The sequence below is a fragment of the Methanolobus sp. genome, assembly GCF_016278385.1.
GTDB lineage: Archaea > Halobacteriota > Methanosarcinia > Methanosarcinales > Methanosarcinaceae > Methanolobus.
The window spans coordinates 111,634-131,618 of sequence record NZ_JADQBY010000021.1 but is presented as its reverse complement, the minus strand read 5'-3'; the positions used below and the strand labels follow the sequence as shown (position 1 = coordinate 131,618).

The window sequence follows — 19,985 nt, the reverse complement described above, 5'->3', positions numbered from 1 at the left end:
TGACAGGTATGTCAAGGTTATGCTTGTTGTCAAAATGAGGAATTCTACAGAGCCGGAATATCAAAGATATGTTATTCATGGATATAGTCACATGGGATTCAGATATCTGCATGAAATTTATGTCCGAACACGAAATAATGTTCCCTCGGGATGAATGACTTGAATATGTTCGATGAAAAGCAATCTGCTTAATCATCGAACTTCCTTTTTAAAAGTTGAATAACTCAAATCAGAAATTGAAACACTAAATCAATACATCAAGGCTCGATCCACACTTCAAGCACCCTGTCCTTTATCTCATAATCCCTAACAGTAGTGATTTTCATGTCTACGGGGATCTCAATCCAGCCCAGATCATAATCTATCTTATCCATTCCACCGCAGCAGACCTTCCTTTTGATTGTCAGATTAAGTTTTACACGGTCAATATCTTCCTCATTGATCTCGTCTGCGATATCATCATATCTTTTTTGTATAAGAATCATGAAAATTCCCCATTTAGTAGAATATAGCTGCGTTTATCAAGATAATCATTTGCATTTATCTGAAGAAAAATGCAAGAAAAATAAGAACTGTTCACATCAACAACTTCGCCAGTAATGGAGCCAGAAACACTGTCACCAGTCCGGCAATACCGATTGCAAGGCCGCTCATAGCTCCTTCTGTCTCCCCAAGTTCAACCGCCTTGGTCGTGCCAAGGGCATGGGATGATGTTCCTATTGCCACGCCTACTGCCACTTTGTCATCTATTCTGAACAGCTTGCAGACCGCCGGACCAAGCAGGACACCGGCTATGCCTGTAAAGACAATGGCTGCCACGGTAATTGATGGCAGGCCGCCAAGCTGGTTTGATATTTCAATTCCAATGGGTGTTGTGACTGATTTAGGGATCATGGAGATGCTTACAAGTTCATCAAGCCCGAACATCTTACACATGACAATAATGCTTACAATACCCGCTGCAGAGCCGACAATGATACCGGCAAGGATAGGGAACACATTCTCCTTCAGCAGGCTTATCTTCTTGTACAGGGGCACGGCCAGAATGACGGTAGCAGGACCCAGGAAGAATGATATGAACTGCCCGCCCCTGTTATAATCTTCAAAACTGATATGAAAGCTCAGAAGAAGAGCTATTATCATCACCATACTCAGCACAAGGGGGTTCATGAGGGGCGAACCCGTCTTTTTGTATAGCAGGCCGCCTGCGTAGAAGGTCAGCAGGGATATCCCTATGCCAAAGACAGGAGACTGCAAAAACTGAGAGATAAGCTCACTCAACGGACTGCCTCCTTTTCATCAGTATCTGGACCGTCATACCGGTCACTACTGCAATTATGAAAGTGGACACTACGGAAATAAACATCAAGGCAGTCCATTTTCCTTCAAGTATCGTAAAACATGTTATCAATCCTACAGCTGCCGGTATGAAAAAAAATGAGAGATGTTTCAGCATGAAATTGCTTACATCCTCTATCATTGTCAACTTGATGACACCTGTCAACAGGAGAATCAAAAGCAATACCATCCCCAGAACATTTCCGGGAATCGGCAGATGAAGGTAATCATGGAGCAAGTCACCAATGACACAAATTGCTAGAATAATTGCGAACTGGATGATATACCTCATTTACAATCACTTCGTTTTTACAAAACAAAAAAATATGAATCTGGTTTTGTGTATGAGGCCAACATAATATCAGTAGCAAATATTAGCATTTTCGGTCTATGCCGGGATAAATGCTACTGAAAAAAATAAATTAAAGTTAACAGATCAGCTTCTTCCTGACTGACTTTTATTTCCAGAGCCAGTGCGATTACCGCTCTTGTTCTTAGCTTGCCCTTTATTTGTACTTGTAGATTGGATGCCTTTCACTTTAATATCCTTCTTGGCTCTGCCACCACTACCAGTACTGCTTCTACCACTTTTACCTTCACCTTTTTTACCCCTGCCCTGACTTCTTTTAGGACCGGAGCCACCTCTTGAATTACCCTGTTGTCTGGGGGCTGGTTTTGCATCATCACCAGTGGCGTTCTTGGCTTTTTCCGAATGAAAATCATGCTCAGCAACTTCTATTTTCATTCTAATGAGCTTCTCTATACCATGCAGGAAATCACGTTCATCAGCAGCACAGAAAGAAAATGCTGTACCATCAGCACCTGCCCTTGCTGTACGACCTATACGGTGAACATAGCTTTCAGATACATTTGGCAGATCATAGTTTATTACGTGAGAAATATCCTCAATATCAATTCCACGGGCAGCTATATCTGTTGCCACAAGCACACGTAGATTTCCGGACTTGAACTTCTGAAGTGTCGTTGTACGGTGTGTCTGGGACTTGTTGCCATGTATGGCATCAGCCGGAATCCTGTTCTTGTTAAGCATCTCAGCAACTTTGTTCGCACGGTGCTTTGTACGGGTAAAAACAAGAACACACTCAAGATGTTTGCTTCTCAGGAGTTGAAGTATCAGAGGATTCTTGTTATCTGAATCAACGAAAAATACATACTGGTCTATGCGCTCTACTGTGGTTGCCTGCGGAGTTACCTCCACAGTCACTGGATTTGTCAGCATTTTCCTGGCAAGCTGGGATATCTCCGGTGACATAGTAGCTGAAAAGAAAAGTGACTGACGTTTCTGAGGCAACATACCAACGACTTTGTACACGTCATTGATAAATCCCATGTCAAGCATTCTATCAGCTTCGTCAAGGACGAAATACTCCACGTCAGAGAGTCTTACATGTCCCTGGTCTATCAGGTCAAGTAATCTGCCAGGAGTCGCTACAAGGGAATCTACGCCCTTTGAGAGAGCTCTGACCTGTGGACTCTGCCCAACCCCACCAAAAACCACGGTATGCTTGAAACGGGTGTATTTACCATAAGTGGAAAAACTGTCCCCTATCTGTGCTGCAAGCTCCCTTGTAGGTGCAAGCACCAATACACGAGGTTTTCTTGGACGTGGAGCTTTGTATGACGCCGACATATTATGAAGAATAGGTAATATGAAAGAAGCAGTCTTGCCTGTACCTGTCTGGGCGATACCAATCATGTCCTTTCCACTCAAAAGATGTGGGATGGATTGTTTCTGTATTGGTGTGGGGGTTGTATACCCTTCCTCAGACAATGCCCGCTGAAGCGGGTGTATTAAATTAAGATCATCAAATGACACTTTTTTACCTCAGGTTACAGTGCAAAACTCATTGGAATATTACTTCCGGCTCAAACCCGGCAAAGAAACAAGGTCTTTGATTTCCGGGCCAAACTCTGTGATTAATTCCATATAGTGAGATGTCTGTAAATTAGATTATAATTAACTTTTACAAAAACGACATCAATAATTTAAACAATCGATATTTTACGTGAAAATATGAGTATTAACTTCTGCAATTTATGTGAAAAATTGTATGGTGCTCCGGCCGGGATTCGAACCCGAGTCTTCGGCTCGAAAGGCCGGAATGATTGGCCGGACTACACTACCGGAGCACGTTGATTTCGCTTTAGTGAAGCGACTCCAACATGGCATATATACTTATTAAAGCTTTCGCTTGATCAGCACATTTCCTCTGCTTTTTCGCCTTCACCGATGTTTGCAACCCATGCAGTGAGCTTTTCACAGGACTCTGGCTGGCATGCATCTCTGCATCCTGCACATGGTGAGAACATATCCCCGGACAACAGGAGATCAAAGCATGGTTTCACCTCTTCCTTAACTTTAAGAAGATATGTCCTGGCTCCGTTAGAGACAGCTTGTTCACGGGTTACAAGATCGTCGTCCAAAAGCTTGGATATAACTCTGGAGCATTTACGGCTGTCAATCTCAAGAATTTTCCAGAGTTCGTTCTGGAAAACCCCCTCCTTGCTGTCGCGGATAATATTCAATGCGGTCTCTTCAATACTCATGTTAGTTTCCACTGAGTGCTTATTCTTCCATCGGGACAACAAGAATAATGTTGTTTCCACGCAACACAACTGAACCAAGAGAACGCAGGCGTTCACCGTCTGCAATCTCTACTGTGTCCACCATATGCAGATTCATGTAATCATCAGCACTCTTCAAAATTCCTTCGAGCTGGTGAAGGTCACCTTTCATTTCAACCTGGATTTTGGATCCAATTAACTTCTGGACTTTCTTACTAGGGAACAAAATTAATCCTCACTTTCATTTCAAAAAATAATGCATCCTGAATAACATTAGTTTTCAGGCTTATAGAAATAGCCAATATCATATTTATTCTTGGCGACTTACCATAACTATCTAAGATTCAGGGTTTACATGTAACCCTGTAGATCAGTACTATCCTGCACAGGTTCAGACTTCTTTTTTATGGCCACTTGAGGCTTTTTGATAGGACCAAATGCAGCTTCATAACTCTGTATATGCTGATTTAACCAGCGTACAAGCTCAACTGCTGCCAGAGGAGAAAGTATTACTTCCGTTTCAAGTCTTCTCTGAATTACCTGTTCTGCACCGGACTTGCTTGCAGCCATTGGCATATCATTGTAGAATCCAATCCTAAAATCATAAGGACTGTGTCCTCCAACTGCACCAATAGAATAAACCTGCTTAAAATCATCCGGCTTATATAATTCAATCTTCACACTTTTTCTTTTCTTGATCTCTTCCGGTTTATCAGTCATTATTTTACCTTCGGATTTGTCAGTATCCATACAATCATATCCTCAACAGGTTTCTATCTGCATACATAACTATTATAATTTTTGATGGAGAGGATCCGATTCAGCTATAATCCCACTCAGAACAAACTTATTTCAGCCTTCAACCAGTTTCTTAAGACTACGTGCCTTTGCAGAAACATCTCTTTTTGAATATGCCGCAGCTATCATTTCCACTGCCTCGAGGTTGCGCACCACATTATCCAGATAACCCAGCACATCGCCCGGGTAAGCAGTAATCCCGTAAAGGTGCTCCAGTTTCCTAACAATCCCATCCGGCTCATAGCCTTCCACCCTGATGGATATGATCTTCTCAGAGAACTTACGTTCTGCACATCCGCAATATGGAGAATCACGACAATTACAGGTTAAAAAATCAGCCGCAAAATCGAATAACTGATCACGCAGGGTTATATCCAGATTCTCCAGATTCTCACCATCAAAAAGAATGTCAAGGGATGCACCCTGGAATACCCTTGATGGAAGATTCACATTAAGAGCAGCAGATATACGTGCAGCATATTTGTAGTAGACTGCATCAAAAAATTCCAGGTTTGAAACTGTAACAATTGGGTCCTGACTCACAAGAACAGAATCACGTATCAAAAACGCCTTGGACACAGACAGGAAATGTCCTGCCGCTATTTTGCCAAATTTAGTCAGGGCTATAAAATCACCTTTTTTATGCAGGAACTTATTTTTAACAAGTTTGGCAAGCAATATGTCAACATTGTAATCAGCCAGCATATAGGAATGGATCTTCTCCAGATCCTTCTTTGATGAAGTAATAGCAGCTGACGCAAGAATCTCTTCCAGTTTTTCATCCTCGCCATAATCTACCTTTGTATGCTGCATCTCCCCCTTAAGCAGTTTCAGGGCAACAGCATCCTCAGTATCGCCCCTGTCACCAGAGTACTTCTTATTGGGGACAGCAAGCAATATGACCTCACCACGGTCATGGTAATCAGGCCTTCCTGCACGTCCCAGCATCTGGAGGAAATCCTGCATAGTAAGCCATTCAATTCCCATTGCCAGGGATTCAAAAATAACCTGTGACGCAGGAAAATCCACGCCGGCAGCAAGTGCTGCTGTTGTAACGACAACAGGAAGTTTACCTTTGACAAATGCAATTTCGACTTTTTTACGCTCCTGGCTGGTAAGTCCCGCATGGTAAGGAGCAGCTGATATTGGCAGGGCTTCAGAAATACGATGGCAATTGCGTCTTGAATTTGTAAATATTATGGTCTGCCCTTTATGTCCTTTTGAAGATGTTATGGCAAACTCCTGCCTCACAAGACGAGCCATTATTTTAGTCTTTGAATACTCCGGACAGAGTATAAGGTGCCTCTCAATGGGTACCGGACGATACTCATATTCTATGAGTTTTGCTCCAAACTGTTTTGCACGCAATTTTGGCTTAGCAACAGTTGCCGAAAGATAAATAAATTGAGCGCCTGGTACAGCGTACTTTAGTCTTGCAATTACTCCATCCAGGCGATGCCCTCTTTCCGAATCCTCGATTATATGAACCTCATCAATAACAATTGTTCCAACCTGTCCCAACAGGTCAGCACCGCCTGTCCTGAGAATATAGTCCAGACCCTCATATGTACCTACAATAATATCAGAATCCAGAGTTCTTGTCATTGATGCGCTTTTTTTAGTTTTGATGCGTTCACTACCCACCCTGATAGATGTTTTCAGTCCTATGGATGAATATCTTTTTGAGAACTGATCATATTTCTGGTTGGCAAGAGCCACAAGAGGCACAAGGTAAAGCAATCTACCTTTTTTATTAAGAATATTTTCAATACCGGCAAGCTCAGCTATCAGGGTCTTTCCTGTTGCCGTTACCGATGTAACAAGCTGATTTTGCCCTTTGAGAAGACCATTTTCTACAGATAAGGATTGTACCGGCAGGAGAGTATCAGATTTTTCAAGCAGCAACTTCTTGAAACTTTTGTGTAAAGGCAAAATCTCTATTTTACCAGTCGGAACGGACGTGTTTGCGGCAATCGAATCAAATCTGGTCAGATCGGGATCCAGTTCATCAGGACTTATCATAGCCATTGTCCTGTCAAGATCCCTGGTTTTAAGCATAATTTCCTCAAACCTCTGACATACATCGTCCCCATAATTCATATGAGTACTTTTTAATGTTCGGAATAATTCCTCACGTGCACAGTCTTCACACACTTTTTCCCTATGATACCTTATCGAGCGCCGGTTCAGAAAATTGAACCTGTGTTTAAGTAAACAGAACCTGCATGCATTTACAACATCAGCACTTAGTTGGAAACCCTGAAGCATCTCAACAAAGCTGGCTGTCTGGCTGTCATTCCCGTCTTTAGCTATCATTATGCGATCAGCTATCCTTATAAGGTCGATAAATTCAGAAGGTGGTCTCAACTCACTTTTCCCTTCTGTTTGGACCTTAAATTTGTGAGGACGTGGACCTGAATCAGTATTTCTCAGGATGAGTTCACCGACAAAAAGAGGTTTTTTCTTTTTGTCCCGTATCGGAAGGACAATTATTTTTGACCTTTCGGCGCTTGCTAGAATCCAGAGAGTCATTGCTGACCTTTGATGATGCATAGCCTATAAATACTATTGTATATAAGTAAAAGAAGATTTTTATAATATTAGATACAATATAATTAACGAGTAATATTGAGGATAAAAAATGGCGGATTCTAAAAACGTAATGGAAGTAGAAACCATTAGCTATGAGGCTGAATCCATAGGCAGAGTAGAATCCTCCCTATATAACAGTCTTAGAAAACAAGATCAGAACCTTGTGATTGAAGAAGGCGTGCGTCTGAGCTCCACAGGAATTTTGGTCCTTGACAGGACTTTAGGTGGAGGATTACCTTCAGGTTCACTCACATATTTTTCAGCAGATCCACGTTCAATGTCAGAAGTGTTTCTTTACCAATTCACACAATCCAGGAAAACCTATTATTTCACTACCTGCAGAAGACCAAGTTATGTATTAAATGATGTTATCAACCTTGGATTTGACCCCTCTAATATTATTTTTGTAGACATTTATAGTGAGTATTACTACACTTCATGCGGAGACATATCTGCTAATGTGGGAAATGAATTCATTGATTCTAAAATAATTGAATTCACTGAATACAACCTTCGTAATATTGCAAATGATTCAAGTGGGGAAGAAGTAAACATAATTTTTGATTCATTTTCTTTTTTCATGGAGCTTACAATAAACAAAGGACTTGTCAAGCAACTGATCAATGTGCTCTATGAAACAACAAAAGAGCTAGGATGCATGACATATTTATACGGAATTAAAAGTGATAAGGTAAAAGAGATAGAGGAATTTACATATAGCTTATGTGATGTGATTTTTGAATCAATACTCGACAAAAGTGCTGACAAAGTGATAAGCAAACTTGCAATCCCTAAAATCAGGGGAATGATACCCAGTACCGAGATTATTAAATTTAAGATTGGAGATGGTGTGCAGATAGATACTTCCAGAGATATTGCATGATTACAAAATCATGGCATTTTCATCTTTTTTATCAAAGCTCTGCATCAGATGTTGCAAACATACAATTACAGGAATTTTGTCTGGGAAGCGATTGAAGCACATCTAAAATAACGGCCTGCAGTTTTTCATTAATGTTTGCAAGAGTATCAAGCACTTCACTCACTGTCATCTTTCCATTTCCAAGGCCACATGCGTCGTTTGTCACAGTACATATAGATGCATAACACATGTTCAGCTCTTTTGCAAGCACAACTTCAGGAAGACCGGTCATACCCACAACATCCCCGAATTGCCTCATCATGCGTATCTCAGCTTTTGTTTCAAACCTGGGGCCTTCAGTACATACATATACCCCCTCTGAAAAACCAACATTTTTCCTTTCAAGGGAATCTTTAATAAGATCTCTTATCTGAGGGCAATAAGGTTCACTCACGTCCGCATGCACGGTTCTTTCATTAAAGAACGTCGATGGACGATTTCTGGTAAGATCGATAAAATCATTGGGCAAAAAGAAGCTCCCTACAGGATGATTTTTCATAGTACCCACCGAATTGGTGGATATGATCTTTTTTATACCTAATTTATATATGGCATATATATTAGCACAATAATTAATCATATGTGGAGGTAAATGTTTGGCATCTCCTGCATGTCTTGATATCAACGCAATATTCCTGTTTCCTATTTTTGAAAGATACAATGGAACATCACCATATGGAGTACTTACAGACAACTCTTCACATGACTGCATGGATGGAAAAGCAACCCCGCCAATTAACGCGGCATCCAGGTTCAGATCCTGATAGTTAATACCATTTTCCTGCATAATCCTACCTTTTTGATTTCTTTCCTGTTACCTTTGGAAAGGTCGAAACTTTGATACCTGCCAGTGCAAGTATTATAGAAAATACGATGGAATACACGAACAGTTCCATACCTGCACGTGGATCGCCGTTACCTTCCAGCACCGGACTCATAGACACGAGATAGCTGGTAGCCCCCCAGAAAAGGAAAGCTATGGATACTATAAAGAAAGCAGGTATCACGTATTTACTAATAGACTCCCCATGTTGCTTGCAGTCTACTATTTTTCCGGCATCTGCAAAGAGTATTGCCAGGGCGTATATCCAGACAGTCTTATGAATGAAAGCCGTAAGCAGCGGAACAGCACCATAGTACCACAGTCCTTCTGCAGTATAAAATGACCAGACCTCCATAAGACCTAAAATAGTACCTACTACAACTAAAAAAGCTGCTGTTGCAAAAGTGATTAATGCAATTCTTCCTGAATAAAATGAATCTTTTAGTTTTTCCCAGAAGAGGTCAACTGTATCATTGAACCCCCTGTAGAGCATATAGAGACCAACCGCAGCCAGAATGCCTATGATCGCACCCTGGGAATAGTCAATCATCAGGAAAAATGCATAGATAAGAGCCGCAAGTCCCAGAGGAACAAAGAAGGTCTGGGAAATTTTAGGATCGTTAAATGCATGTTTAATTATGTAATAAGTGCTTTCAAGATTGGCACTCTGCATTACTACTATACGCCTCACAGAATCGATCTTGATCCTGGACTGGACAATGGGAAGTAATGTTTCATCTTCTGCCCCATCGGATACAAATATAGCCGATTCAGCAGGGAATTTTTTTAAGATCATGTCAAGCTGGTTTGCTATTTTCTGATCAGAAATTATACCGATGTTCTTGTCACCGGCAAGGGTGACTATTTCAGCATCAATACCCCTTGCAAGCAACTCGTCAAGTATCTTGACGCCCCCAAAGATCGTGTTAGTATCAGAATCCTCAGGGTCTGCCGTTGCAAGCTTTACCGCTGCTTCTATACTTGCTTCTTTACCAATCAAAGGCGCCAGAACATTCGCTTTATCGCCAAGGTCATTGTCCCTGTCAATGCAGATTACCAGTGTTTGCATGAAACTCCTGTAGATATTTATAACGAAAATATAAATAGATTCTGATAAATCAGTACCCGTAAAGAACTTAAAAAAAAGATAAATAAATCATCCAATGAATTTAAGGAATTAACTTTTCTATTAGCATGCGAGCCCATTTGAGTTTCTTTTTCTTGATTGGATTGACGCCGCTGTCATTAAAATCAAAACCTATAAGAGTTATACTGGTAGCACCAAATTCTTTTGCAAGGTAAACACACCGGTCACCATCGCTGAAACCTCCAAAGTTGTAGACGTTGTCCAGTGGTACAGCCTGAGTGCTCCCTATTATCTTTGACAATCGTAGAACGTACATTTCCAGTTTATCAATGTTATCACCATGTGCATGAACTACCATCAAAGCCCCTTTCTGGTTTGCTATTATCTCTTTCTCAACATCCCCATCAAGGTCAGTTACTATGATATCAGGGATAATCCCATTGTCAACAAGTACAGCTGCGGCACCATCGGCAGCTACTACAGTAAAATCGGCAGCATCAACGAGTTCAAGTTCATCCTTAAGCACAGGAGCGTTGCCGCATACAAGGACATCCGCACCTTTTACCAATTTCCTTATATCAGACACATCAACTGAATTTGAGGAAACGAGCATACCAGAGAGGATGAGAGCAGCCTGCTCATCACCTTCCCTGTCAAAGCCCATGTCTTTTAATATGGACTCGTAAATGGGTTCCCATTCCTTGAAGTCCATATAATCCTCAGTTAGCCTTTGTTATGCCGATGCTCATGGATATGCCTTCAACATCCCAATCCTTTTCAAGGGAACCTGAGGTATCCACATCAAGCCCGATCACCTGTACGTTTGCACGGGTTTCTTTTGCAATGAACTGTTCACGGTCAAGCACAAGATCCAGTACCCTTTCATCGTTGATCTGTATGTGGGACCTGATACTATCATCCACTGCGAGATTGAGTTCTTTCCTCATATCCTGCACCCTGCGGATAACTTCTCTTGTAAAACCTTCGGATTCGATCTCACGATTGAGTGTTGCATCCACATAGATGATACCTGCAGTGGACTGAGCACTTGCAACCATTTCAGGCAATGTTTCTATGAAGTTGACCATTTCCGGTTTAATAGTCACTGTTCCACCAGGGATTTCCAGTTCGAATTGGCCTTCCAGTGCCAGTGTCTTCTTCAACTGCACAGCATTTGCCTTCTTAAGAGCACCGATTACCTTTCCGGCATCACCTTTAAACACAGGTCCTATGGCACCGGGATCAGGATTTGCTTCAAACCCAAGTTCATCCCATGATTCATCTATGCCTGTAAGCACAATGTCCTTAGAGTTGGTCTGATCCATGAGTACTGACTTCAGATTGGTAACAGCATCTGTTGCCTGCTGATTCACAGGTGTAAGCACAATGCGTGATACAGGCCATCTGAGCTTCCTGCCTACTTTCTGACGGGCATTGGATGCAGATTCAACTATTGAACGAACCATCTCCATGTGAGTTTCAAGATCCTTGTCCACAAGGCTCTCATCAACCAATGGCCAGTCAGTCATGTGGATCGTCACCGGAGCATCCGGATAGACATTCCTCACAAGGTTCTGGTACATTTCTTCAGCCAGATGCGGCATGAATGGTGCAATTACCTTGGCTGTCAGGACGAATACATCATACAGTACACGATATACTGCTAGCTTGTCCGGATCGTCTGCTTCTACCCATGTCCTTGGCCTGATAAGCTGGATATACCATCTTGAAAGATCTTCAAGTACGAACTCATTTATGGCCCTTAGTGCTCTGTGCAACGTGCATTTAGCCATGGCATCATCCACAAGAGCTACAAGTGACTGTGCCCTGGAAAGAATCCATCTGTCTTCCTTGCGCAAGTACGGTTTAACAGATTCAAATGAAACCTGCGAAGGATCAAAATTATCGAGCACCATGTAAGGTAATGGGAAACGATACACGTTCCAGAGAATGTTCAGTGTCCTGTGAATGTTCTTAAGTTCATCCTTGGCGAATTTCAGGTCATCCCATGGTGCACTTGCTGACAATACGAAGCTTCTCAATGAATCAGCCCCGAATTCATCGATCACATCACCAGGAGCAATAACATTACCAAGGCTCTTTGACATTTTCCTGCCTTCACCATCAAGGGTGAAACCATGCATTAGCACACTTTTGTAAGGAGCCTTTCCAAAGGCTACCATACTTGCGCCAAGCTGTGAATAGAACCATCCACGGGTCTGGTCCTGACCTTCTGTGATGAAGTCTGCAGGCCACCATTTATCAAACTCTTCCTGTTGCTGGGGGAAGCGCAGGGTTGCCCATGAAGCTACTGCTGAATCGAACCAGACGTCAAAGACATCTTCAACACGTTTCATCTTGCCACCGCACTCACAATCCAGAAGAACCTCATCCACATAAGGTCTGTGAAGTTCAATGTCATCAGTAATCCCTGACATTTCCTGAAGTTCTGTCTTCGTTCCAACTACGTGCATTTTGCCACAGTTGTTACATTTCCAGACAGGTATTGGTATACCCCAGTATCTCTGACGGGACACACACCAGTCACGTGCACCTTCTACCCAGTCCTTGAACCTTGCAGAGCCTGCCCATTCAGGATACCATTTTACCTTGGCTATTTCAGAGAGCATCTCTTCCTTGAGTTCTCCTATTTTTATGAACCACTGTTCTGTAGCGAGATAGATGATAGGAGTCTTACAGCGCCAGCAATGTCCGTACCTGTGGTTTATGGTTGCCTCTGAAAGCAAATTGCCGCGCTCGTTGAGATCCTCAATTACAACCTTATTTGCCTCACGGATATGCATACCGGCATATTCCCCGGCCTGTTCAGTATAACGTCCATCAGAACCTACCGGACAGAAAATTGGAAGCCCGTGCTTTTTGCCAACATCAAAGTCATCCATACCATGCCCCGGAGCAATGTGCACGCAACCAGTGTTCTCTGCGGTCACATAGTCTGCAAGATATATGCCATGTTCCATAGCCGCCTGTTCTGGTACCTTGTCAGCCAGGGGACTTTCATATGAGAGAGATGTGAGGTCTTCCCCAAGCATTGTACTCAATATTTCATAGTCAACGTATCTTCCTTTCCTAAGTACGTTTTCCACAAGATCAGATGCAATAATGAGGGTTTCCTCTTTACCGTCTGCATCTACAGCCTTGACTTTTGCATATTCAAAGGAAGGATGTACTGCTACTGCAACATTGGAAGGAATGGTCCATGGAGTTGTTGTCCATATAACAACGAAAGTGTCCTCTACATCCTTTATTTTAAATTTGACGAATATGGAAGGATCTGCTCTATCCTCGTACTCTACCTCAGAGTCTGCAATTGCAGTTTCACATCGTGGACACCAGTTGACCACACGTTTTCCCTGCTCCAGCAATTTTTTCTCCTGAGCCTGTTTGAGGGTCCACCATGCCGCTTCGATATATTCATCCTTGAGTGTCATATAAGGATCTTTCCAGTCAAGCCATGCACCAAGCATCTGGAACTGACCTGTCATGTCATCCTTCTGCATGAGTGCGAATTCCTTACATTTCTCGATGAAATTGCCGACACCATAGCTTTCAATATCTTTCTTTGAGGTAAAACCAAGTGCTTCTTCTACCTTTACCTCAATTGGAAGACCATGCATATCCCATCCTGCACGGTCAATCATATCATGACCACACATGGAACGGTATCTTAGAATGGAATCTTTGATAATTTTATTCCAGGCAGTCCCCAGATGGATATGTCCGGTTGTATATGGTGGCCCGTCTACGAAAAAGAATTTTTTCCCACCTTTTCTGTGTTCACGTACTTTGGAATAGGCTTCGACCTCTGCCCAGAAATCATGTACCTTCTTTTCTATTTTCTGTGGGTCGTATTGATTGGTGATCTCCTCTATCATTTGGGATTCTCCATACTGAAAGTTAATTATAATTAATCATATGATCGTAACTTGTGATATTCCTACTGCAATATTCAATTTAAATATATTCATTGAAACAAGCCAATTGCTTCATTGTGCTGAATACATTTTCAACTAAGGGCAGCACAAATGATACTTAAACGTTTCGAATCAGGACTTCACTGACAAAAGTATGTTGAAAAAGAAAAGAAAATCAGACATCCATGAAGGATATCAAATCTCTTTGATCAAACGGAAACCGATATAATTTGTACGGCTTCCCTCACCTATACTATCCCTGTGAGAAGAGCGACAATTTGATTCTGCATTGTCCCAGCTTCCACCACGGAATACACGCCTGTTTACCCCGTTGGTCCATTCACTTCCATCAGTTGGTGCTTTCTGGTAGTTGCTGTGATATTCATCAAGTACCCATTCTGCAACGTTACCATGTATATCATAAAGACCCCATGGATTTGCTTGCTTCATCCCAACAGGACGTGTTTTATCTTCTGAATTGTCGTCATACCAGCCATAATCTGCCAGCATAGATTCGTCATCACCATATGAAAATGCTGTCTCAGTCCCAGCCTTAGCTACGTATTCCCATTCTGCTTCGGTAGGCAGACGGTATGAATCAGTGTTTTCCATTTCATTGAGCTTATCAACGAAAATGTTAACATCTGCCCAGGAAACTCTTTCAACAGGCAGATCATCACCTACAAAATTAGACGGATTGTCACCCATAACTGCTTCCCATTGCTTCTGGGTTACTTCATAGACACCTATATAGAATTCATCTGCGATAGTTACCTCATGCACAGGTCTCTCATCTTTATCGCTGTAAAGTTCCTCTTCAGGAGCGCCCATGATGAACTCCCCTGCAGGTATCTTGACAAATTCCATGCCTATGGAATTAGTAAAAGTACCATCGTCAACTTCTGTCTCCTCAGGTACAGACTGAACATCTGCTGGCTCTTCGGATTCTTCATCAATACCAGTATCATCGGAATCGGTACAGCCACTACCAATGACTGTCACCGCAAGGATGATACATATAATAAATGTTAAATATAATCTTTTGTTCATAACCTACCCTCGTGTATAACAACCTAAATAATATTAGTTCTATTTCAGCACACAATTTAAGTTCTTTGGTTTATTCCAATCGCAAAGATACCGATTGAATAAACTATGCAGGTAAATTGAAATAGAAAAAGCCATCATGCAATTAATCAGGATAGGCACCTTTTTTTCAACAAAGGTGCCAGATGATGTTCCAGCTACCCTGATAAACAGGCTCGTACCAACCAGCGCAATTAATAATCGTGGTCCTCTTCGAATATAGATTACGTGGAAAGAGTATTATTAGGTTTGTTTATAAAATAATATCATTAGTTTTTGATAGGATCCATACCTCTTTCAAGAAGCATATCCTTACACTTTTTAAGGTCCTCAGGAGTATTGATATTAAGAGCTATTTCAATGTTTTCCAGTACAAAACTGACATAATCTTGCTCATGGTCAACATTACTTCCATCCAGTATATTGATTCCTGAAGGCACTATCAGTTTACCGTCCCAGTTAAAAACTGTATCCGGCCTGATACCCAGACTTTTGCAAACATATATAGGGGAGAAAATTGACATTGCTGGCTTGCCACAGACATTGTACTCATCTATCACTTTTTCAAGAAGCTCTGGAGTAAGAAGCGGAAGATCCGCCATCAGAATAAGTAGTGGCTCTGTGATACCGGCAACTTTTACCGCATAGACCATGTCACCAACATAGTTTCCTCCTCCAGTAGGGATGACCTGTACAGTTCCATCATATTCATTCTCAACAAAAGATGCTGTATTTGGGGTTGCAGGAGATACAGCAACATATATGTCCTCTATACTTTCTGTCCTTACCAGGACATCTATCACATAGGAAATGAGAGGTTTACCTAATAGTTCAACGCAGGGTTTTTCCCCCATACCAAGCCTGCTTCCAAATCCCCCTGCCATTATTATAGCGTTCAAACAATACCTCCGTACATTAATACCAGCGTGATGGTTATCAATGATATTATCCTTCCAACTTCATTGGAAGCACCAATAACATCACCATTGACACCACCAAAATGCCTGTTGCTTATGTTAAGTAGTACAAATGTTGCCACAATTGCTGCGATAAATGCTAAAATACCTGTTACTCCAAGACCAAGATAAGAAGATGCTCCAATGCATGCAATACTACCAATTACAAACCCTATAAGGTATTTAGGTACTGTGGTATTGTTTATAAGTATTGAACCCAGGCCTTCATGTATGGATTTACCAAATGCAGCAATTGTCAGCATGGATTGCATTGCACTTAGCTCTGATACGAACATTGCAAAAAAGAATATGCGTGCCACATCTGCACTTGTTGAATACAGAATTGAAGCTTCACTATATAACGAAGTGAGGGCTGCATAGAATGCAATGATGATAAGAGCAGCATATGCAACTCCACCTATACCCAGAGACATATCTTTCAGGGCTTTCAGTTTCTTCTCCACAGAACCATGTGCAGTCAATCCGTCACCAAGGTCGGCTACACCATCCAGATGATTAAGACCTGTAATATAATAAACAAAAGCAATGATAAGTACAGCACTTATAGATATTGGAATAAAACTTATGAGCAAGTATGCCACAGCACCCATTAAAAGACCAAGGACTAAGCCAACCACCTGATGCAAGTAAGTCCTTTTGAAGAACTCATCAAGCCCCTCCATGGTAATTCCTACGGGAATTGTAGAAAGAAAGCCAAAACTCGATCTAAGAGCTAATAAGAATGAATTCATCCTGCAATCACATCACTTTTAGATTCTTTAGTCTCGCGCTTCTTTGCTGAAGCAGCCGCTTCTGCCATTGCCCTTGTGTACATATTAGCTGACACTCCACCAATAAGTCCTCCTATTATATCATCCATAAAAGGACCAAGCTCTGCCAGAATTCCCGGTTTCATCTTGTCAAAACGCACGAATTCAAACATACCCTTATCACCACTGATATATTTGGAAATACTCATTCCAAGAACCTCATCTGCAATTATAAAAGTCAAATCCTTTTCATAAGAGCTTTTGCTGATGTTAGGTAATCTACCCTGCCTGCCTTCTTTTTCCAGTAATATTCCTGAATATATCAGTAGACAGAGGTTTGGATCGGAAATAGCAATATTAAGCTCATCAAGGAACTTTGCCTCTGCAAGTTCTTTAGTTTCAATGCCCGGGTGAGGTGCATATAATTCCAGTGCAGCGTCAACAAGCATCTGGACTGTTATTCCTTCCTCTTCAAGGATCTCAATAATATCCCTGGTAATCTCACCTTCCAGTTCTTTTGACTGGTCTTTTTTCCGGTCTTCTGATTCAATATCCGATAATTTCATTGCCATCACTTCGGGGAGAGTTATTAATTTTAATTTGATCGATCAAGAATATGCTGTAATTATAAACAAAGATACAATAATTGCAAATAACGATGCTATCAAAATAATCCAACTGGTTAGTTTGATATCGTCAGACTTAGGATAAGTAAAACCATCACCAAGGACGTAGGTATTTGGTTTTTCAAGTTTTATCCTGAGTGCACCGGCTATTGATGCCATTGGATAACCTGAATTTGGAGAGGGTGTTTTCAATCCATCACCAAATCCACTTTTGAATGCGCTTTTAAAATCAGGCACTTTTACCTTACGGTAAAAGAGACCGACAACCAGCGTTGCAGCAGAAAGGAAAAATACAGAGATACGTGCAGGTAGCCAGTTGAGTACATCATCCAGCTTTGCAGAGAACCAACCTATATCCCGGTGGCGCTCATCTGTATATCCAACCATGGAATCAAGGGTGCTTGTTGCCTTAAATACATATGCTGCAATCAATCCGAAAGGTCCGAAACATGCGTAGAACAACAGAGGTGAAAGAATCCCATCTACATAGTTCTCTGATGTTGTTTCAATGATTGCTGATGAAACGTGGTTCTCATCAAGTTTTGATGTATCTCTGCTTACATACATAGAGAGTTTTTGCCTTGCACCATCAAGTCTTCCTGCATCCAGTTCTGTTCTTACCTCATCAGCAGCACCATAGAGACAGCGTATCGCAAAGGTTGCCTTAAGGAAATAAGCTGCAACAAGATAACGCAGTGGTGATGGAATACTTTCAATCCCCATAAAATATAATACAACATATGCTATGAGGGCACCAAATAATATAGTAACAAGTCCCATAAATATTCCATAGAGCTTCCTGTTTGTCTTTGGAACATTCTTTTTGAAAAAGGCTATTAACCTGCCCATCCACACCACGGGATGAATTGCAGCAGGTGGCTCACAGAATACCAGATCTAGGGCATAGGCCAGCAGCAATACAATTACAAGTTCGCTTGCATCAGCCTGTACCGGCAGGATCATAAGTTAGTCTCCATGACGTGTTCCCACGCTTTCTTTATGCTCTTCTCATCAAGCCCATCGGTAGTAAACACTGACAACAATTCATCAACGACTTTCTCCTCATGGACTATGTTACAATTAAGACAGCTCCATACCTTCCCTCCACTAGAACTTTCCACCCAACTGCCTCCGGTACGGGAATCCTCACACGGGTAAAACGGACAGAAACAGAAAGTACAATCCTGTCCTTCAAAATGACATGGATAATAATCACAGTCTGTATTACTGCCCCTGCGACCACAGTCTGAAGCTACCTTGATATTTTCCCCTAGTTGGAATTCTGCCTGTTCACGACCCCATTCGTATATGACCTGACGAATAGTAGATGCAATACGCTCATTCTCTTCCCTGTTCCGTATAGCTATTCTTATGTAATCCTTACCTATATCCTGAAAAGAACTGCAATCACGGATCAGTACACCATGTGAAGCCATGCGTTCTGCAAGCTCGGAAGAATTCATAGAAAGATCAGATATGTCAACAAAAATGTAATTTACACTGCTCTCGATGGGTTTGAAACCCCTGCGTGAAAGCTTTTGCATGAGGAACTCACGTTCCTTTGCTATGAAATCCCTTGAATCTCTGAGATACTTGCTGTTTGCCCCGCCTTCCATATTCAAAAGAGCAGTTGCAATAGTATCTGAAACACATCCCATGTTCCAGGAAAGCCTTGCATTATTAAGCACACGTGCAAATTTCCTTGAGGCTACTCCAAAACCCATTCTAATACCAGGAATTGCAAAGGATTTCGTAAGGGAACGCTGGATGAAAAGATAGTCGTTGCCCTCAACAAGATATGCAACACTCTGCTGCGGGTCTGCAAGTTCAATGTAGGCCTCGTCAATAAAGAGGATAGTCTTATGAGTTGCACATTTCTCTGCAAGCTCCTCGATCTGCTCCTTTAAGAATAATTTACCAGTCGGATTATTGGGATTACACACAAAAATAATTTTGGCTTCATCGAGCGTTTTACCGTCGAGATCGAAGATATCTTCCTGGTCAACGTATTTGATCTCTGCACCCATTACTTTGCATTGCATCTCATATTCACTGAAAGTAGGCTTTGGAATAAGAACAACATCCCCTTCAGCTATAACGCACTCTGCAACCAGCCGGATTATTTCGGTAGAGCCGTTGCCGGGAACTATGTTCTCATATGTTGTGCCCATACCTACAAAAGAAGCTGCAGCTGTTCTATATTCGAGATAACGGTTATCAGGATATTGTTCCAGTTTTTCAAGTCCTGTCCTGAGAAGGTCCTGAAGATCAAGTTCCGAATCCGGATGTTCAAAGGGTGTTCCAAGAGGATTCAGGCTTGCACTTGCATCCAGCATTTCTGACTCTGGAATCCCGTATTTCTGGGAACTTTTTCTAATCAGTCCGCCATGAGCACATGGCTCAAGGCTTAAAAGATATTTCTTTACCGGGAGAGGTGATCTTTGGTCTGTCACAGTAATCAAAGCA

Annotated in this window: 20 protein-coding genes and 1 tRNA gene; 2 read left to right on the top strand and 19 right to left on the bottom strand. The window is 41.7% G+C overall.

Features of this window, described 5'->3' with window-relative positions; translation table 11 throughout:
* Nucleotides 1-257: 257 nt before the first annotated feature.
* From QZZ23_RS09935 to QZZ23_RS09895, 9 genes are all read right to left on the bottom strand, one after another.
* Nucleotides 258-485, bottom strand: a complete 228-nt coding sequence (locus tag QZZ23_RS09935) for a hypothetical protein (protein WP_292469540.1) — start codon at nucleotides 483-485, stop codon at nucleotides 258-260.
* 91 nt (nucleotides 486-576) lie between these two features.
* Entirely contained in the window at nucleotides 577-1,281 is a 705-nt protein-coding gene (locus QZZ23_RS09930) for an LrgB family protein (RefSeq protein WP_292469538.1), read from the bottom strand.
* Nucleotides 1,274-1,630, bottom strand: coding sequence for a CidA/LrgA family protein (locus QZZ23_RS09925; protein ID WP_292469535.1), 357 nt, complete (start codon nucleotides 1,628-1,630; stop codon nucleotides 1,274-1,276). Before QZZ23_RS09925 ends, QZZ23_RS09930 begins: the two co-directional genes overlap by 8 nt.
* Nucleotides 1,631-1,774: 144 nt before the next feature.
* Entirely contained in the window at nucleotides 1,775-3,175 is a 1,401-nt protein-coding gene (locus QZZ23_RS09920; RefSeq protein WP_292469533.1) for a DEAD/DEAH box helicase, read from the bottom strand.
* Between the two features lie 236 nt (nucleotides 3,176-3,411).
* Nucleotides 3,412-3,489, bottom strand: a tRNA-Glu gene (locus QZZ23_RS09915).
* A 66-nt stretch (nucleotides 3,490-3,555) separates the two neighbouring features.
* The gene (locus tag QZZ23_RS09910; protein WP_292469531.1) at nucleotides 3,556-3,906 is read right to left on the bottom strand and encodes an Lrp/AsnC family transcriptional regulator; all 351 of its coding nucleotides are present in this window, start codon (nucleotides 3,904-3,906) and stop codon (nucleotides 3,556-3,558) included.
* Between the two features lie 19 nt (nucleotides 3,907-3,925).
* Nucleotides 3,926-4,150, bottom strand: a complete 225-nt coding sequence (locus QZZ23_RS09905; protein ID WP_292469528.1) for an LSM domain-containing protein — start codon at nucleotides 4,148-4,150, stop codon at nucleotides 3,926-3,928.
* Between the two features lie 125 nt (nucleotides 4,151-4,275).
* On the bottom strand, nucleotides 4,276-4,674 hold the full coding sequence (locus QZZ23_RS09900) for a DUF3467 domain-containing protein (RefSeq protein ID WP_292469526.1): 399 nt from the start codon (nucleotides 4,672-4,674) through the stop codon (nucleotides 4,276-4,278).
* A gap of 102 nt (nucleotides 4,675-4,776) precedes the next feature.
* Nucleotides 4,777-7,254: a DEAD/DEAH box helicase gene (locus QZZ23_RS09895; RefSeq protein ID WP_292469524.1), complete on the bottom strand. Its 2,478-nt coding sequence runs from the start codon at nucleotides 7,252-7,254 to the stop codon at nucleotides 4,777-4,779.
* Nucleotides 7,255-7,363: 109 nt separating this feature from the next.
* Here QZZ23_RS09895 and QZZ23_RS09890 point away from each other — a divergent pair, with 109 nt between their 5' ends.
* Complete coding sequence (locus QZZ23_RS09890; protein WP_292469521.1) at nucleotides 7,364-8,197, top strand: recombinase RecA; 834 nt, start codon at nucleotides 7,364-7,366, stop codon at nucleotides 8,195-8,197.
* A gap of 31 nt (nucleotides 8,198-8,228) precedes the next feature.
* Here the strand turns inward: QZZ23_RS09890 and QZZ23_RS09885 are convergent, their stop codons facing one another.
* The 5 genes from QZZ23_RS09885 to QZZ23_RS09865 form a co-directional block, all read right to left on the bottom strand.
* The gene (locus QZZ23_RS09885; RefSeq protein WP_366931341.1) at nucleotides 8,229-8,948 is read right to left on the bottom strand and encodes an MTAP family purine nucleoside phosphorylase; all 720 of its coding nucleotides are present in this window, start codon (nucleotides 8,946-8,948) and stop codon (nucleotides 8,229-8,231) included.
* A gap of 79 nt (nucleotides 8,949-9,027) precedes the next feature.
* The gene (locus QZZ23_RS09880; RefSeq protein ID WP_292469517.1) at nucleotides 9,028-10,128 is read right to left on the bottom strand and encodes a DUF373 family protein; all 1,101 of its coding nucleotides are present in this window, start codon (nucleotides 10,126-10,128) and stop codon (nucleotides 9,028-9,030) included.
* Nucleotides 10,129-10,228: 100 nt separating this feature from the next.
* Nucleotides 10,229-10,858 (bottom strand): 6-hydroxymethylpterin diphosphokinase MptE-like protein, encoded by a 630-nt coding sequence (locus QZZ23_RS09875; RefSeq protein ID WP_292469515.1) that lies wholly within the window; start codon nucleotides 10,856-10,858, stop codon nucleotides 10,229-10,231.
* A 7-nt stretch (nucleotides 10,859-10,865) separates the two neighbouring features.
* Nucleotides 10,866-14,042 (bottom strand): isoleucine--tRNA ligase, encoded by a 3,177-nt coding sequence (gene ileS, locus QZZ23_RS09870; RefSeq protein ID WP_292469513.1) that lies wholly within the window; start codon nucleotides 14,040-14,042, stop codon nucleotides 10,866-10,868.
* Nucleotides 14,043-14,276: 234 nt separating this feature from the next.
* Entirely contained in the window at nucleotides 14,277-15,131 is an 855-nt protein-coding gene (locus tag QZZ23_RS09865) for a formylglycine-generating enzyme family protein (RefSeq protein ID WP_292469510.1), read from the bottom strand.
* 136 nt (nucleotides 15,132-15,267) lie between these two features.
* Here QZZ23_RS09865 and QZZ23_RS09860 point away from each other — a divergent pair, with 136 nt between their 5' ends.
* Complete coding sequence (locus QZZ23_RS09860; protein ID WP_292469508.1) at nucleotides 15,268-15,390, top strand: hypothetical protein; 123 nt, start codon at nucleotides 15,268-15,270, stop codon at nucleotides 15,388-15,390.
* 46 nt (nucleotides 15,391-15,436) lie between these two features.
* On the opposite strand, the gene QZZ23_RS09855 is transcribed toward QZZ23_RS09860, so the two are convergent.
* The 5 genes from QZZ23_RS09855 to cobD are packed head-to-tail and all read right to left on the bottom strand — an operon-like array spanning nucleotide 15,437 to nucleotide 19,972.
* A complete protein-coding gene (locus tag QZZ23_RS09855; RefSeq protein ID WP_292469506.1) occupies nucleotides 15,437-16,066 on the bottom strand; it encodes an NTP transferase domain-containing protein in 630 nt (209 codons plus the stop codon).
* Nucleotides 16,063-16,875 (bottom strand): adenosylcobinamide-GDP ribazoletransferase, encoded by an 813-nt coding sequence (gene cobS / locus QZZ23_RS09850; protein WP_292469504.1) that lies wholly within the window; start codon nucleotides 16,873-16,875, stop codon nucleotides 16,063-16,065. Before cobS ends, QZZ23_RS09855 begins: the two co-directional genes overlap by 4 nt.
* Complete coding sequence (gene cobZ / locus QZZ23_RS09845) at nucleotides 16,872-17,459, bottom strand: alpha-ribazole phosphatase CobZ (protein ID WP_292469503.1); 588 nt, start codon at nucleotides 17,457-17,459, stop codon at nucleotides 16,872-16,874. The genes cobS and cobZ overlap by 4 nt, the downstream gene beginning before the upstream one ends.
* A 42-nt stretch (nucleotides 17,460-17,501) precedes the next feature.
* Entirely contained in the window at nucleotides 17,502-18,482 is a 981-nt protein-coding gene (locus QZZ23_RS09840; protein ID WP_292469501.1) for a cobalamin biosynthesis protein, read from the bottom strand.
* Nucleotides 18,479-19,972 carry a threonine-phosphate decarboxylase CobD gene (gene cobD / locus QZZ23_RS09835; protein ID WP_292469500.1) on the bottom strand — a complete coding sequence of 498 codons (1,494 nt, stop codon included), beginning with the start codon at nucleotides 19,970-19,972 and terminating at the stop codon, nucleotides 18,479-18,481. Before cobD ends, QZZ23_RS09840 begins: the two co-directional genes overlap by 4 nt.
* Nucleotides 19,973-19,985 lie beyond the last annotated feature (13 nt).